Here is a 13,547-nt window from a genome sequence, read left to right as displayed (position 1 = left end):
ACTTCTCTTCCCTCCATCGTCAAAACAAAGGTAAAATTCGCAATAATAGCTCTTTTTTCACCGTGGAAACAAATCTCAAATTAGTACTTAAAGCTCATGTAATTACCATATATAAGCATTATAAAGGTGATTTTCCCATAAAGACGTTATAATAGCACCACTTTCTTGGCGCATTCTAATAAAAGTTAGAAATCGTTTCCAACCAAGATGAGAGCCTTTTTTTATAATCGACTCTTCTTATGATAGGATACGAATCGGTGCGCACCCTAGAAAATTACACAACAAGGAAGTGACGTTTACGTAATGGAAATTACACACAATCCAAACCTCCTCTGGTTTGTCATCGCGTATGGCATCTTGATGGTCGGTTTAGGAATTTATTTCTCTAAGAAAGTTTCGAGTAGTGAGGACTTTATTCTTGCAGGAAAAGGACTCGGTGCTCTCGTACTTACGGGTACACTTTTAGCAACATGGACAGGTAGTGGAAGTATTTCAGGTGGCGAAACGTCTATGGCGTATAGCTATGGAATCATTCCAGCCTTCTTGATGGCGGTCCCAACACTGATCGGGATCGGAACGCTTTATCTAATTGCACCACGTATTCGTGAATTTGGTAAATATACCGTTTCTTCTATTCTTGAAGAAAAATACGGCCAATTTGCACGTATGCTTGCAGGTATCATTATTATTCTTGCCTATGTAGGTATCGTTTCTTATCAAATGAAAGGCTTTGGATTTATCCTTAATTTAACGACTGGTATTTCAGTTGAACTTGGAACGATCATCGGAGCTGCACTTATCATATTTCTTGCTACGATCGGTGGACTTCGTTCCGTCGCTCCAACAGATGCGATCAGCGCAATCTTAATGGTAGTCGGTCTTGGTGTTACGTTACCGACCATCTTTGTTATCGCTGGTGGTTGGGATGAAATTATTGCAAATGTACCGAGTGACCACCTAACGTTTAGTGGACAACTTTCGAATATTCAACTGCTTGGATATTTGCTTCCGTCCCTATTCTTATTACTTGCAGACCAGAACATGTATCAGCGTCTGGCCTCTTCAAGTGGAGATAAATCGTCTAAACGAGCGCAAATCGGATGGCTTGTTGCGATGTTACTCATTTCACCTACAATTGCATTAATTGCATTCGCTTCTCGATCGATCTTCCCTGATATCGATCCGGGAATGGCACTTATGGCCACAACGGTTGCCATGCCGACTGTAGTAGGAGGAATTCTTCTCACTGCAGCTACTGCCTTTATCATTACAACTGGGAACTCGTATCTATTGTCAGCTGCAACAAACGTAACGTATGATATTGTTGGGAAGTACGTGAAAAAGGACGCAACAGATCGTCAGCTGTTAAACATGACTAAATGGTTCATTGTTATTCTCGGTGCTCTAGCTTATGTTATCATCAGCTTTTTCCCAACAGTGCTTTCTGTTCAAATGTATGCTTACACAGTATACGGAGCCGGAATCACTCCTGCTGTACTAGCAGTGTTCTTCTGGAAACGAGTGAATTACTACGGTGGTATTTCTTCCATGATCGCTGGTGTTGCGACAACGCTTGTATGGGAAATCCCACTAGCAAAACCATTTGATCTGAACAGCGTTCTTTTCGCCGTACCGGTCGCAGTAATCGTACTCATCGTCGTTACACTTGCGACTACGAAAAAGAATAAGTAAGAAACAGAAAAGGTTGTGGTCCGAATGAATCAACGTCTAGAAAATTTCTCGAACTGGCTGAAGGAAACAGGACAAACATTCGCATTTGTTCATACACCATCAAACGTCTTTTATTTATCTGGTTTCCATACAGACCCACATGAACGTTTATTAGGTCTGTTTGTGTTCCCTGATCAGGATCCATTCCTCGTGACACCAGGCATGGAAGTTTCCCAAGCAAGAGATGCAGGTTGGAAGCATGACATCATTGGACATGGAGATGCTGACAACCCTTGGGAGCTCATCCATACTGCACTTAAAGAACGCGGAATAGAAGAAGCTGATCACGTAGCGATTGAAAAAGTGACGCTTGCATATGAGCGTGCAGAGCAAATCATGCAGCGCTATTCTGGCGTAACGTTCACAAGTGCTGAAGAGAAGCTAAATGAGCTTCGTTTAATTAAAGACGATCAAGAATTAAAAGTCCTTCGTGAAGCTGCAGAGCTTGCTGACTTCGGTGTTGAAACTGGGATTAAAGCACTTCGTGAAGGCGTGACTGAGATGGAAGTCCTCGCAACGATCGAATATGAATTAAAGAAGAAAGGCATTCGCGAAATGTCATTCTCCACAATGGTTCTATTCGGTGAAAAAGCTGGACAACCACATGGTAACCCTGGAGATCGGAAGCTTAAAAAAGGCGACCTCGTTTTATTTGATCTTGGTGTTGTTCATAACGGCTATTGCTCTGACATCACTCGAACAGTCGCTTTCCAAGAAGTGAATGAAAAGCAAAAAGAAATCTACGATATCGTGCTTAATGCTCAGCTTGAAACGCTAAACATTTCAAAGCCAGGCACTCGCCTTGGTGACCTTGATAAAAAGGCTCGCGAAATTATCACGAATGGTGGATACGGCGATCACTTCCCTCACCGAATCGGACATGGAATCGGGATTGAAGTACACGAGTATCCTTCAATGAGTGAAAACAACGATAATGTTCTACAAGAAGGCATGACATACACGATCGAACCAGGTATCTATGTACCAGAAATCGGCGGAGTACGCATCGAGGATGATGTTCTTGTTACACCTAATGGTTATGAAACATTAACAAAATTCCCGAAAGAACTTCAGATCGTAGGTTGATCACACTAAATCCCGTGCTAAAAACAGCACGGGATTTTAGTTTCATTCGAGGATCGCCTTCAGCAGGAGTGAATACTCATGAAGAGCGGAATAAAGGGTCATTAGTTTATAAGGTTTTAAATATGCTAAAAACTAGAAAGGGCACGACTCATCATCGAGTCGTGCCTTCATCATAAATAAATTATTTTGTTGCAGCCTGCTGTACTGCTTTGTATGCATCCACATAACCGGCACCAACCTCATGGTACTCATAACCAGACATTGGCTCAGCTGTTTGTTCGAGAAGACTAAGTGCTTCATCTGGTGAAAGATCTGTTGCAGCTTCTTCCATAAGCGCAATGATTCCAGAAATGTGTGGTGTTGCCATGCTTGTACCACTAGACGTCGTGTAGAACGGAATGTATTCAGGGTCGATATAATTAACGTCTTTTGTAGTACCAAGTGCGTTGATCACAACACCTGTAGAAGATTTCGTTGCAACGATATCAACGCCTGGCGCAGTAATATCAGGATGTAGAAGATTGTCACCAGGTACCCCTCTTGAAGAGAAATCAGCAAGCTGCTTGTCTTTCGTACCAGCGGCTACTGAAATAACCCAAGGTGCAGCTGAGTAAGGATTTAGCGTATCATTTTCTGGCCCTTCATTTCCTGCTGCAAAAGTAACTGTGATCCCATTATCATGAGCCGTTTTACTTGCTACGTTGATCGGAGAATTCGGGTCATACTCACCTGTCGTACCCCAGCTATTACTTACAACATCGATGCCATACTCTTCTTGATGCTCGATTACATAGTTAAAGCTTTCAAGAGCCCATAGAATGCTGATCGCTTCACCAGCACCAATCCCCACTAGTTTCGCATCAGGAGCAACGCCACTGTACAGACCGTCACTCGCTGTGCCATTACCAGCAATCGTTCCAGCTACGTGAGTACCGTGACCAGAGGTCGTATCTGTGTTCGGTACATTTTCAAGATAGAGAGATTCCCCACCGAAAATGCTTCCTCCAACTAACATCTTCACGTTTTGGACCACTTTATCTCCCATCGGAAGATCAGGGTGCGTTGCATCGATTCCGCTATCGATGACTGCAACGGTCGTACCTTTCCCTGTATATCCAAGGTCATTCCAAACCTTTTCAGCACCGATAAGTTTGCGGCTATCTTTCATGAGATAATCCAGTTCTTTGTTTTTATAGATTCCAAGCGCATTCAATCCGCTGTCTAATAGTGAATTAATTTCTAGAGCCGTGCCAGAAACACCTACAACAGGTATTTCACTAAACGTTTTAACCGATAGTCCAAATGACTTCAATTTATCCAACTGCTCAATAGTCGGCATACTGTCATATGTAATGATTGCCTCTACTTCACTAAAGTTTGTAATATTAGCTAATAAATTTGTTAACGCCTGATCCACTTTCAATGAGCTAGCTTCCGCTTGCTTCATCTGCCCCGGTATTAATGTTGCTGCAACCAATAACACAATAAGTGCTATCTTGTTCAAGAATCTCATTGAATACCTCCATCATAAAGTTTTTTTTGCACTCCCCTTGAGTGCCTACCTAACATGATAAAGGAGTTCGACCATTCTTTGTATTGGGAAAGTTCAGACTCTTACCCTCTAATTATTGGGCATATAAAGCTTTTATTTCCCAACAACCTAAACTTTTCCTTTCAATCATAAAAAATACCCCTTATGCATTAGGGGTATTCGTTCATGGGTAGCGCACTATAAATCTAGACTACTGCTGATATTCCATATACCGCTTCATGGAAGTAATGAACTTCCGGTTCTAAACCGTTATCGATAAAAACTTCTTTCATTTGCTCAGAAGACATTCGTTCGTGAATAGGAGGACCCATCTCCATCTCGATTTTTTCCCACTCAAGAACGAGCAGCCTTTGACCAGGCTTTAGGATCCGCTTCAATTCCGTAAATGCTTTCGTAAGATTAGGTACTTCGTGAAGAACAAAAGCTACTAGGGCATGATCCGCTACTCGATCCGGCAACTTAATTTCCTCTAGATCACTTACAATGTATTGAATGTTGCTCATATGTGAGCCACGCTCTTTTAGAAGCTCTAGCATCTGCTTTTCGATATCCACAGCATATACCGTTTCTGCTACTTGAGCTAGCGGCAACGTAAAGTAACCATTACCCGCGCCTAAATCGGCTACATGGTCTGTTTCCTTCACTTTCAGAAGCGAGATGACTTGCTCTGGAGATAAGATTTCATTTCGTTTTGGGTCAAGAAGCTTATCTGCCTTACCAGGTTTAAATCGTTTTCCAGTCATAACATCAACCTCCTCAGAATTAGTATACATTAATAAAAGCGCTCACTGCTACGAGGCAGGAACGCTTGTTGAATTTCGATTTATAAATACTCTTCTTGGGGAGCATTTTCTGGTTTAAGCATGTAATACATTGGATAAGCCCTCGTATACCATAGTTGAATAACTGGCCCAAGGAATAAAACGAGTACGGCTGTACCAATTCCTACTGGTCCGCCGATCAATACAGCTAGAGATGCGACAGCGATAGCAACTAATGTTTGTCCCATGCGCAGACTCACATTAAAACGTGCACTGACTGCTAAGAATAATTGATCGACAGGTGCTCTTGGAAACTGCGGCAGGATGTAAATCGCTACACCAAGACCAATCGTGAACATTCCAACTCCAAGTGTTAAAGCTTTTACTACTACTGGTGCTGCTGACAGATCAACAGATGCAAATACGATTTCTAACCAAAAATCAAGAATAAAGCTTTCCATAAACACTGGCAATAGTGCTTTGAACTCCGGATTTTGCTTCATTAACCATCCGTTTAAAAAGATGATTAGAAATTGGAAAACACCATACCAAAAACCGACTGTTAAACCAAAAAGGTCTGAGACTCCAATAAAAAAGGATGTCCAGAACCCAGCTCCGATGGAGGCGTGAATGATTAACGCTACACCAAAGAAGTTTATGAACATACCTAGAAGGTAAACCGTAATACGATAAGCCATTACGATCCCCTCCCTTCCTCTAAGTTTAAAAACTTGATAACAGAGGCTGTCCTTCAAATTTTTTCGAAACCCATTTTATTAGCGATTGAGTTACACGTCAATCACTTTAACCAAAATAAAATATGGTAATAAAAAGAAGCTACCAGTTGAGGTAGCTTCTCTAGAAACCTATGCACATATTCGGTTTTCCCAATGCCGTAGTCGATGACGATCGCATGCTTTCCGCGGACGAACGGCCAAGCCCGTTCTACCGCAGGAGTCCGCGATCGTCTCTCCTACTTGAAGAGAATAAATCCAAAACAAACTTTCCGTCTCAATGGTTTAACAGACAAATATGGGAACCCTGACCTTCCATTTATCCGTCAACGTTAATTGGAAGTGGAATTCATCGACTACTCTCATCGTAACACCTAGACTTTCTCTACAATCTAAAAAGCTACCAGTCGAGGTAGCTTCTCTAGACTAAATTATAAAATATGTTTTGCTAAAGCCTGTTTAAGCGTGCTATGAGTCTGAACACCTTTAAATTCGATTCCCAGTGATACCATCGTCATCGCAACTTCAGGTCTTATACCTGCTAATATGCCTTTTACTCCGATCATTTTTAGCGAATCGATGATCTTAAAAATGTTATTTGCAACCATCGTATCGACGATGTTTACTCCCGATAGGTCGATAAACAGGTGGGTCAAGTTCATGGATGTTGCTCCCTCAAGAGACTTCTCTAACAGTAGACTCGCACGATACGTATCGATATCTCCGATGATCGGCAGAATCGCAACGCCCTCTAATATAGGTACGATCGGAGTTGATAACTCAAGAAACGATTCTCGAGCCTTATCGATGTTACTTTTATAAGCCTCGACGTACGCTGTACTATATGCATACACCACTCGGTCTAACAAGGGATCGATAATACGAGCTACTTCAAAAATCGTTTTCAACGAAATTCCTTCATTCGTACTGATTTCTTCGATTTTATTCCAGATCGTATTTCGAAAATCAGAAGTGCTTTTTAAAGATTCATCTAGCTCCACTTCCATATGAACTGCTAGTTCTCCAATTTCCTTGCCCCACTCCTCAATACGAGTAATTGTTTCATCATAACCATTTGAAAAAGCGTCCGCAATTAATTGAAATAACTCCATCCGAACCTGTAAGGCCTCTTCTGCTTCACCTTCGTTTAAAGCAAGTTTCTTCGCCAACTCTTGTTTTGAAGCTTCTATCTTTTTCCCTATCAAAACTATTTCTTCTTTTAAAATCGTTTCGTTTATAGGCATGTGATGATACCTCCGGATATTAATTAATAAATAAATAAACGAATAGATGACATAAGTTTACATTACCAGGTTTATGAAAAGATAGCACTATAAATCTATTCGAGGGCGAACATCGAATAGGGGTGTACGTACCCTATGAGGTTTTTCATTCACGTTATCATCTCTTTGTGACTTGCATTATTATTTTCACATGTTATACTAGGATTAATTATTGTTGTTCGGAACGTATGATTAGTTTAGAATAAGCTCCTTAAGCGACCTTACATCTTGAATCATTATGTAGAGCAGTAATAGTAATATTTGTGCGAATCGCACTGGAGGAATTACACATGAACAAAGGTACAGTTAAATGGTTTAACGCAGAAAAAGGCTTCGGTTTCATCGAAGTTGAAGGTGGAGACGACGTATTCGTACACTTCTCTGCAATTCAAGGTGAAGGTTTCAAAACTCTAGAAGAAGGTCAAACAGTTACTTTCGACACAGAGCAAGGTAACCGCGGACCTCAAGCTACTAACGTTGTTAAAGCGTAACTAGTAGTTATAAGAAAGCTTTCCCAATCTGGGAAAGCTTTTTTTATTTATTTTAAATGTTATGTATCAAATAACTCTCCTTGTAAGGCCATGATGTAGCGATCCGCCGATCGCTGTACGGCACGATCTGCGTCATTCTCTACCCGCTTATGAAAGGCATTAAATATTTGTTTAAACGCTAAAGAACGAACACGTTCAGCCATCTCCCTTACCTTAGCTCCTGGCAGAGGAATTAAATTAGGATAGCTATACATAAAGCTTACCCATTCCTGATCAGCAACAACTTGAATAATATCGCCTGTCAGGAGTGTACCACCATCTTTACCTGTCCAATGCAGTACGGCTCCCCCTCGAAAATGACCACCAAGACGATGAACTTTCACGGTTGGGGTTAGTTCTAGCTCTTCGCCACTCCAATAAATGATTCGTTCGCTTTCTCTCATCACCCACTGTTGATCATCTTCATGAATATAGATCGGCACATCAAAAGCTTCCGCCCATTCAACTTGAGAAGAATAATAGTGAGGATGCGATAGTGCTATTGCATCAATGCCCCCTAATTCATTTATTTCATCTATTGTTTCTTGATCTAAGTAACTAATACAGTCCCATAGTATGTTTCGACCGTTCTCCTGTATTAGATAGGCAGTTTGTCCAATTGCAAATGATGGCACAGTTGTGATGCTAAATAAGCCTGGTTTCTCATAAGTGATTTTATTATGATATTCACTATTCCTCATGGCTTCTAGTGTTGTCCATTCTTGTCCATTTGGATTTACATACTGCCTTTCTTCCTTACAAATAGAGCAGTACTCGGGCTGAGCCTCGGAGTACTGGGTTCCACATGTATTACAGATAGATCGCTCCATTTTTCTCTCTCCCTTCGTTACCTACAAAGGGGATTATAACCTAATTGTCAAAATACTTCCAATATAATATTAATTTATGTCCATTTTCCACTAACAATAAATCTTATAAATTGAATAAAAGCTATTTAGGATAAAAATGGTAAAAAACTAATGGAAGAAGCACTTTGGTATTGTTCAATCCAAACCGGAAAAGACTTATAAAAATATTTCTTATATCTACACGACTTGGATGACTTCCTATGGCACCACAGATTGGCATCTCGATAAAGAAGGTCAGAGGGGGAATTTTTGGAGGAGTTCTTTTTTGATATTTCTCACATTAACTTCAATCAACTTTTTAACCAATTTTTCATTCTCTTTCAGACATTTTTAATGCCTATTTCATTCTTATAGAAAACAGGCGTTCTGAGGGTCAATTCTTAGCAGGGTAAGGAATGGTCCAAGCAGTTCCTGGACCATTCTTCATGTTTGCTAGCTACCTTGGGATGATAATTTAAGGAATCACAGGAAGTAGCGAAGGTAGGAATGTATTTTCTTCATTCCTACTTGAAACTTTATCTTATCTAAATGAATTTAGAAAGAATATTCTTCCAATAATTTCTAATTGGAGTTAACGATTGTATCGCTCGCATTTTATTTTCTACATTTTATGATCCTGTATTAAAGAGCTTCAACCTAGCAGCTTCTGATCTTACATAAGCTGCCATCCTATTCGCCCTATTATCTATTTGGAAACCCCAGCAATGCTTTTAATACTTATACTGGAGGTTTTGTCATCAATGGGTTGAAGGGAGTGTAACGCCTCGTAAAAAAGCGTTTATTTACTCTTCTTTCATACTACCGCTACACATCTCGCAAATAATATAGGACCTTTCTTTTACAAGTTTATCGAGATAAGGAGCATCCATCGTTCCTTCACGTCTATCGATTGGAGTCGTATGAAATTCGCAACGATCACCTGCAAAAGTCGTTCGATGGATCACCTTTTTCGAATGGTCTATTAAATATTTCATTCTTTTTCTCCTCCTTTGATAACTGTTTTTCGTCTAGTGCTACGTCTGTTGGCTGTTTGTGCTCAAGGATTAGAAAAAACCTCACTATAAAACAAAAAAAAGCCGAAAGATCCCACAAGGGTCCTTTCGGCTTATGTCTGGTTCTTTTGCCCAGCTCATTTCCACCTACGATTTATATGGTTTTACTATAAACACAATGTAACTCTTATCTAGCTTAAAATCCCAGTCAACGAAGATGTCCTGCACCTCTGTTGATAAGATTGATTCAAAATTATTATTATGCATCAGACTCTTTTCAAGTCGACGTTTCGTTAATTTAAGAGTTTCTTCATGCCCATCACGAATGAGTTCTTTCTCAATACGGACTAAAATTCCTTCTCGAATCACAACGATCGTTCGATCATTTAAGTAGCAAGAATCAATCAGTCCTGGAACCTTTTCTGCTTGCTTACTGATACGTGCAATTTCTTCGTGCAGTTCTTCTTTCTTTTCAAACCCACCTGGCACATGTTCTTCTTCACATTCGCTTTGATCCATAATACCAAGGAACAAACCGGTTCGGTTAGGAAGCGACCAGTCATGATAGAAAGATTCGATAGTGAAATCAGCCATAACACTTAGGGCAGCTTTTATTTCAGGAAACAATTTGATCATCAAAAGATCTCTCGTTTCCTCGACTCTCTTTTCTTCTTTCTGATCGATGAGAACCCGCTCCATGGGTGCTAAAAAATCTCGAAAATAAATCGTGATGTACGGTTTTTCAATCGATACAAAGACAGAAGAAGGGCCTTTCCCGAAATTATCGCGTAAAAGTTTACCTACATAGCTTGAAATCTCAGCTTCTTTTGATTTGGTTTCCATTACGTTCATCCTCTTTTGAGACCAGAACATCATATTTCCAGTCCAATTTTCATTATAGTATTCTTTCCGTAAGAATGAAAGGGTATGCTCAAATCTATAGACTCAGCTTGAAAAAGCAGTACTTCTGTCTCATTTCCCTTTACCGTTAAAATTAATCCTATCTTTATTTTTTCGACAAACGTTGGAGAAGTCGTTCATAAGATGGCTGAGCGATTGGTTCGCCTTCATCTAGCCTATCTTTGACTTGCTTCAGCATTTGTTGTTCACCTTCACTCATATTCATCACATCAAATTTCTTATGTAGCACTGAATATAGAATGTAGTCTCTTAATTTTAAGAATAAAGGTATCTTCTTAATCCATTCAGCTTCCACAGTATTTTCTTTTAAGTAGCCTTTTAGGAAAGAGTAAAGAAACGTTTCGGCAAATTGAGCTCTCGTTTCTCGATCCTCACCCTGCAAGCCTCCCCATACCGTATAATACAGCGGAATAGCAATATCACTAACGAAGTAGTGATATGAGCTATCATCAAAGTCAAATACATGAATATCTCCTTCATAATAAAAGAAGTTTCCTGCATGTATGTCAGAATGGAGGAGTCCATACGTATCTCTCTCTTTCGGAAGCGCTTGTATCTCCCTTACTAAAGCTTTCCCTTGAGAGATGATATTCCCATCTTCTTCAGAAATGTATTTCTCGAACTGCAACAAGTCTTCTTCATCCCAATGCTCTCGATGAGCACCTTCAGGATGATAATCTTTTGTCGCGTGATGCATCTTACCAATCGTTCTTCCCCATACTTCATATAATTCTTGTCCATATACTTCATCGTTCTTCTTCAATTGTCGACCTGGTGCCTTTTCAAACAAGGATACAAAGAAGGAACCATCCTCAACTTCGATCTCTTCGACAAAGTGATCATTTTTAGAAGGAAGTGCTCTCGATACATTTATTTCATGGTCATGCAAAAAGTTTACCCAGTGCAATTCAGCTTTAACATCTTCCATAGAACGATGTGAACTATGCGTTAACCTTAAGATTGATGGACCATTAACATCTACTTCAAATACATAGTTCTCAAAATCACCCAACTTCTTATAACGATGACGGTCCGCTCCGAATTTTTCTAGAGCTTGCACTAGAACCGCTTCATTAAAACATTTTTCCACACGTGCTTCCATTTGCTCACCTCATTTATCTCACTCCCTCTTGTACATTCACCAAAAAACAACTTCATTCCTTCCTCAAAGTCGTTTTCTGTTTTAGAGATGAGCATGACTCTTTGACTGACATGTCGGGCAATAGTAGAGCCTTCTTGATCCTGCGATCACTTTCTTAATTTCAGTGCCATCGATCCTGCACGGTGCACCTTCGCGATTAAAAACCCAGTGTCTGTACTGCCGACGCTTTTCGCCACTTTCCTTAAGCTTTTTAGCAAGCTCAATATCATTTGTAATCCCTTTATGCACATAAGAGCGTTCAACTAACGTTATCGTTGCTTCTGCTGCTTTTGTAATCATTTCTTCCGTGCAATCCACTGGTCTTAAATCCGGGTGGATACCAGCAACGTACATGATTTCGCTTCTTAAATAATTTCCAATTCCAGCAACAAAAGATTGATCTAGCAATAAAGAAGACCACTTTTTTCGATAAAACCGCTTTGAGCTAAATCGTTCTTTCAGTTCTTGTACCGTCACTTCTTCACTTAATAGATCTGGTCCAACTTTCGATATGAATGGATGATGAGGCACTTCTTCATTACGCAATACTTCAATGTCAGAAGCGCTGTATAACAACGCAGACTTTTTTTCATTATGGATTGCAAGCCGTAACTGCCGATTTGTTTTTGGATAGTTATATACATTTCGTATATACCATTTTCCATATAGCTGATTGTGTGAGTAAATCGTAAAGTCATTGCTGAAACGGATAAGCATCGCCTTCCCTTTCGTGTCTACCCTCAGCACTTCTGCTCCTTCAAGCAAAGATTCGTATCCTTTAAGATGCTCAAATGCAAATTTCACTTCCATTATCGTTCTATTCTTAAGCGCTTTTTCAACCTCATCAGCCGCTCTTCTAATTTCAGGACCTTCTGGCATAACGTCGTTCCCTTCTTTCTACGATCATGTTGTAAAATCTTCCCTAAATCACTGCTTATAAAACAGCAGCGGGTAAGTAATAGTAAAAGAAAATAACGCACTTTCACATGATATGCGGAGTACGAAGCCTTTACATTGACAACGCCGAAACGAGCCCTTTACACTGTGATGTATAGATTTTTCCTATATGCAAAAAATATGTGGATATGAAAATAAATCATATTGAAGGAGGGCTTAACGATGATTAACTGGTTTATGGATTTAAGCCCAGTTTTCCAAGCGTTACTTTTTACGTTATTTACCTGGGGATCGACAGCTCTCGGCGCGGCTGTGGTCTTTTTTACAAAATCAGTGAACCAGAAGCTGTTCGATTCGATGCTTGCTTTTGCAGGCGGCGTCATGATCGCAGCTAGTTTCTGGTCACTTCTAAGTCCAGGAATTGAAATGGCTGAAGAACAGGGCGTCCCTGGTTATATTCCGGCTGTAGTCGGATTTTTACTAGGAGGCGTGTTTCTACTTTTAGTGGACCGTGTCCTTCCAATGATCGATGAGAATCTATATTTTAAAGATATAAAAGACAAGAAGGCGAAGCACCGTACTGCTATGCTCGTTTTCTCATTGACATTACACAATATACCAGAAGGACTTGCGATCGGTGTGGCTTTTGGTGCTCTTGCTGCAGATTTCTCAACAGCATCACTTTCCGGTGCAATCGCCCTTGCGATCGGTATCGGCATCCAAAACATTCCTGAAGGTACTGCCGTATCCTTACCTTTAAGACGTGACGGCATGTCGAAGGGGAAAAGCTTTTTCTACGGTCAATTTTCAGGAATGGTCGAGCCGATCTCCGCTGTGATCGGTGCTCTTGCTGTCATGATCATTCACCCGCTCCTTCCTTATGCACTGAGCTTTGCGGCTGGAGCAATGATCTTTGTAGTAGCAAAAGAAGTGATTCCTGGTTCTCAAGAAAGAGGGCATGTTCAACTTGCTGCAATGTCACTGTTAGTTGGCTTCTCTGTCATGATGGTCCTTGACGTTGCACTAGGATAATAAAACCCCCGCGTGAAA

At 40.4% G+C, this 13,547-nt stretch carries 13 protein-coding genes; 4 read left to right on the top strand and 9 right to left on the bottom strand.

The window, feature by feature from the left end; all coding sequences use genetic code 11:
* Positions 1 to 303: 303 nt before the first annotated feature.
* A complete protein-coding gene (locus PFZ69_RS08915) occupies positions 304 to 1,692 on the top strand; it encodes a sodium:solute symporter family protein (RefSeq protein WP_270180728.1) in 1,389 nt (462 codons plus the stop codon).
* 24 nt (positions 1,693 to 1,716) lie between these two features.
* Complete coding sequence (locus PFZ69_RS08910; protein ID WP_270180727.1) at positions 1,717 to 2,817, top strand: M24 family metallopeptidase; 1,101 nt, start codon at positions 1,717 to 1,719, stop codon at positions 2,815 to 2,817.
* A 181-nt stretch (positions 2,818 to 2,998) separates the two neighbouring features.
* Here PFZ69_RS08910 and PFZ69_RS08905 read toward each other — a convergent pair whose 3' ends face one another.
* From PFZ69_RS08905 to PFZ69_RS08890, 4 genes are all read right to left on the bottom strand, one after another.
* Complete coding sequence (locus PFZ69_RS08905; protein WP_270180726.1) at positions 2,999 to 4,330, bottom strand: S8 family serine peptidase; 1,332 nt, start codon at positions 4,328 to 4,330, stop codon at positions 2,999 to 3,001.
* A 224-nt stretch (positions 4,331 to 4,554) separates the two neighbouring features.
* Positions 4,555 to 5,112 (bottom strand): class I SAM-dependent methyltransferase, encoded by a 558-nt coding sequence (locus PFZ69_RS08900; RefSeq protein WP_270180725.1) that lies wholly within the window; start codon positions 5,110 to 5,112, stop codon positions 4,555 to 4,557.
* 80 nt (positions 5,113 to 5,192) lie between these two features.
* Positions 5,193 to 5,828: a YczE/YyaS/YitT family protein gene (locus PFZ69_RS08895; protein ID WP_270180724.1), complete on the bottom strand. Its 636-nt coding sequence runs from the start codon at positions 5,826 to 5,828 to the stop codon at positions 5,193 to 5,195.
* 467 nt (positions 5,829 to 6,295) lie between these two features.
* Entirely contained in the window at positions 6,296 to 7,108 is an 813-nt protein-coding gene (locus tag PFZ69_RS08890) for an STAS domain-containing protein (RefSeq protein ID WP_270180723.1), read from the bottom strand.
* Positions 7,109 to 7,437: 329 nt separating this feature from the next.
* Here PFZ69_RS08890 and PFZ69_RS08885 point away from each other — a divergent pair, with 329 nt between their 5' ends.
* Positions 7,438 to 7,638, top strand: coding sequence for a cold-shock protein (locus PFZ69_RS08885; protein WP_098442444.1), 201 nt, complete (start codon positions 7,438 to 7,440; stop codon positions 7,636 to 7,638).
* A 59-nt stretch (positions 7,639 to 7,697) separates the two neighbouring features.
* On the opposite strand, the gene PFZ69_RS08880 is transcribed toward PFZ69_RS08885, so the two are convergent.
* From PFZ69_RS08880 to nei, 5 genes are all read right to left on the bottom strand, one after another.
* Positions 7,698 to 8,507 (bottom strand): MBL fold metallo-hydrolase, encoded by an 810-nt coding sequence (locus PFZ69_RS08880; protein ID WP_270180722.1) that lies wholly within the window; start codon positions 8,505 to 8,507, stop codon positions 7,698 to 7,700.
* Between the two features lie 821 nt (positions 8,508 to 9,328).
* Positions 9,329 to 9,520 (bottom strand): hypothetical protein, encoded by a 192-nt coding sequence (locus PFZ69_RS08875; protein WP_270180721.1) that lies wholly within the window; start codon positions 9,518 to 9,520, stop codon positions 9,329 to 9,331.
* Between the two features lie 165 nt (positions 9,521 to 9,685).
* Positions 9,686 to 10,381 carry a Na-translocating system protein MpsC family protein gene (locus PFZ69_RS08870; protein ID WP_270180720.1) on the bottom strand — a complete coding sequence of 232 codons (696 nt, stop codon included), beginning with the start codon at positions 10,379 to 10,381 and terminating at the stop codon, positions 9,686 to 9,688.
* 163 nt (positions 10,382 to 10,544) lie between these two features.
* A complete protein-coding gene (locus PFZ69_RS08865; RefSeq protein WP_270180719.1) occupies positions 10,545 to 11,561 on the bottom strand; it encodes a phosphotransferase enzyme family protein in 1,017 nt (338 codons plus the stop codon).
* 81 nt (positions 11,562 to 11,642) lie between these two features.
* A complete protein-coding gene (gene nei, locus PFZ69_RS08860) occupies positions 11,643 to 12,479 on the bottom strand; it encodes an endonuclease VIII (protein WP_270180718.1) in 837 nt (278 codons plus the stop codon).
* Positions 12,480 to 12,719: 240 nt separating this feature from the next.
* On the opposite strand from nei, the gene PFZ69_RS08855 reads away from it, so the two are divergent.
* Positions 12,720 to 13,529, top strand: coding sequence for a ZIP family metal transporter (locus tag PFZ69_RS08855; RefSeq protein ID WP_270180717.1), 810 nt, complete (start codon positions 12,720 to 12,722; stop codon positions 13,527 to 13,529).
* The last annotated feature ends 18 nt before the right edge of the window (positions 13,530 to 13,547 follow it).

This window comes from Alkalihalobacillus sp. CinArs1, assembly GCF_947387515.1.
Classification (GTDB): Bacteria; Bacillota; Bacilli; order Bacillales; family Guptibacillaceae; genus Guptibacillus.
The sequence above is the reverse complement of the archived record's forward strand: the minus strand, read 5'-3'. Positions and strand labels throughout refer to the sequence as shown.

What these genes read in the sequence shown, in the direction of transcription:
- PFZ69_RS08915 (WP_270180728.1), top strand. Translation starts at nt 304, where the DNA reads ATGGAAATTACACACAATCCAAACCTCCTCTGGTTTGTCATCGCGTAT.
- PFZ69_RS08910 (WP_270180727.1), top strand. Translation starts at nt 1,717, where the DNA reads ATGAATCAACGTCTAGAAAATTTCTCGAACTGGCTGAAGGAAACAGGA.
- PFZ69_RS08905 (WP_270180726.1), bottom strand. Translation starts at nt 4,330, where the DNA reads ATGAGATTCTTGAACAAGATAGCACTTATTGTGTTATTGGTTGCAGCA.
- PFZ69_RS08900 (WP_270180725.1), bottom strand. Translation starts at nt 5,112, where the DNA reads ATGACTGGAAAACGATTTAAACCTGGTAAGGCAGATAAGCTTCTTGAC.
- PFZ69_RS08895 (WP_270180724.1), bottom strand. Translation starts at nt 5,828, where the DNA reads ATGGCTTATCGTATTACGGTTTACCTTCTAGGTATGTTCATAAACTTC.
- PFZ69_RS08890 (WP_270180723.1), bottom strand. Translation starts at nt 7,108, where the DNA reads ATGCCTATAAACGAAACGATTTTAAAAGAAGAAATAGTTTTGATAGGG.
- PFZ69_RS08885 (WP_098442444.1), top strand. Translation starts at nt 7,438, where the DNA reads ATGAACAAAGGTACAGTTAAATGGTTTAACGCAGAAAAAGGCTTCGGT.
- PFZ69_RS08880 (WP_270180722.1), bottom strand. Translation starts at nt 8,507, where the DNA reads ATGGAGCGATCTATCTGTAATACATGTGGAACCCAGTACTCCGAGGCT.
- PFZ69_RS08875 (WP_270180721.1), bottom strand. Translation starts at nt 9,520, where the DNA reads ATGAAATATTTAATAGACCATTCGAAAAAGGTGATCCATCGAACGACT.
- PFZ69_RS08870 (WP_270180720.1), bottom strand. Translation starts at nt 10,381, where the DNA reads ATGGAAACCAAATCAAAAGAAGCTGAGATTTCAAGCTATGTAGGTAAA.
- PFZ69_RS08865 (WP_270180719.1), bottom strand. Translation starts at nt 11,561, where the DNA reads ATGGAAGCACGTGTGGAAAAATGTTTTAATGAAGCGGTTCTAGTGCAA.
- nei (WP_270180718.1), bottom strand. Translation starts at nt 12,479, where the DNA reads ATGCCAGAAGGTCCTGAAATTAGAAGAGCGGCTGATGAGGTTGAAAAA.
- PFZ69_RS08855 (WP_270180717.1), top strand. Translation starts at nt 12,720, where the DNA reads ATGATTAACTGGTTTATGGATTTAAGCCCAGTTTTCCAAGCGTTACTT.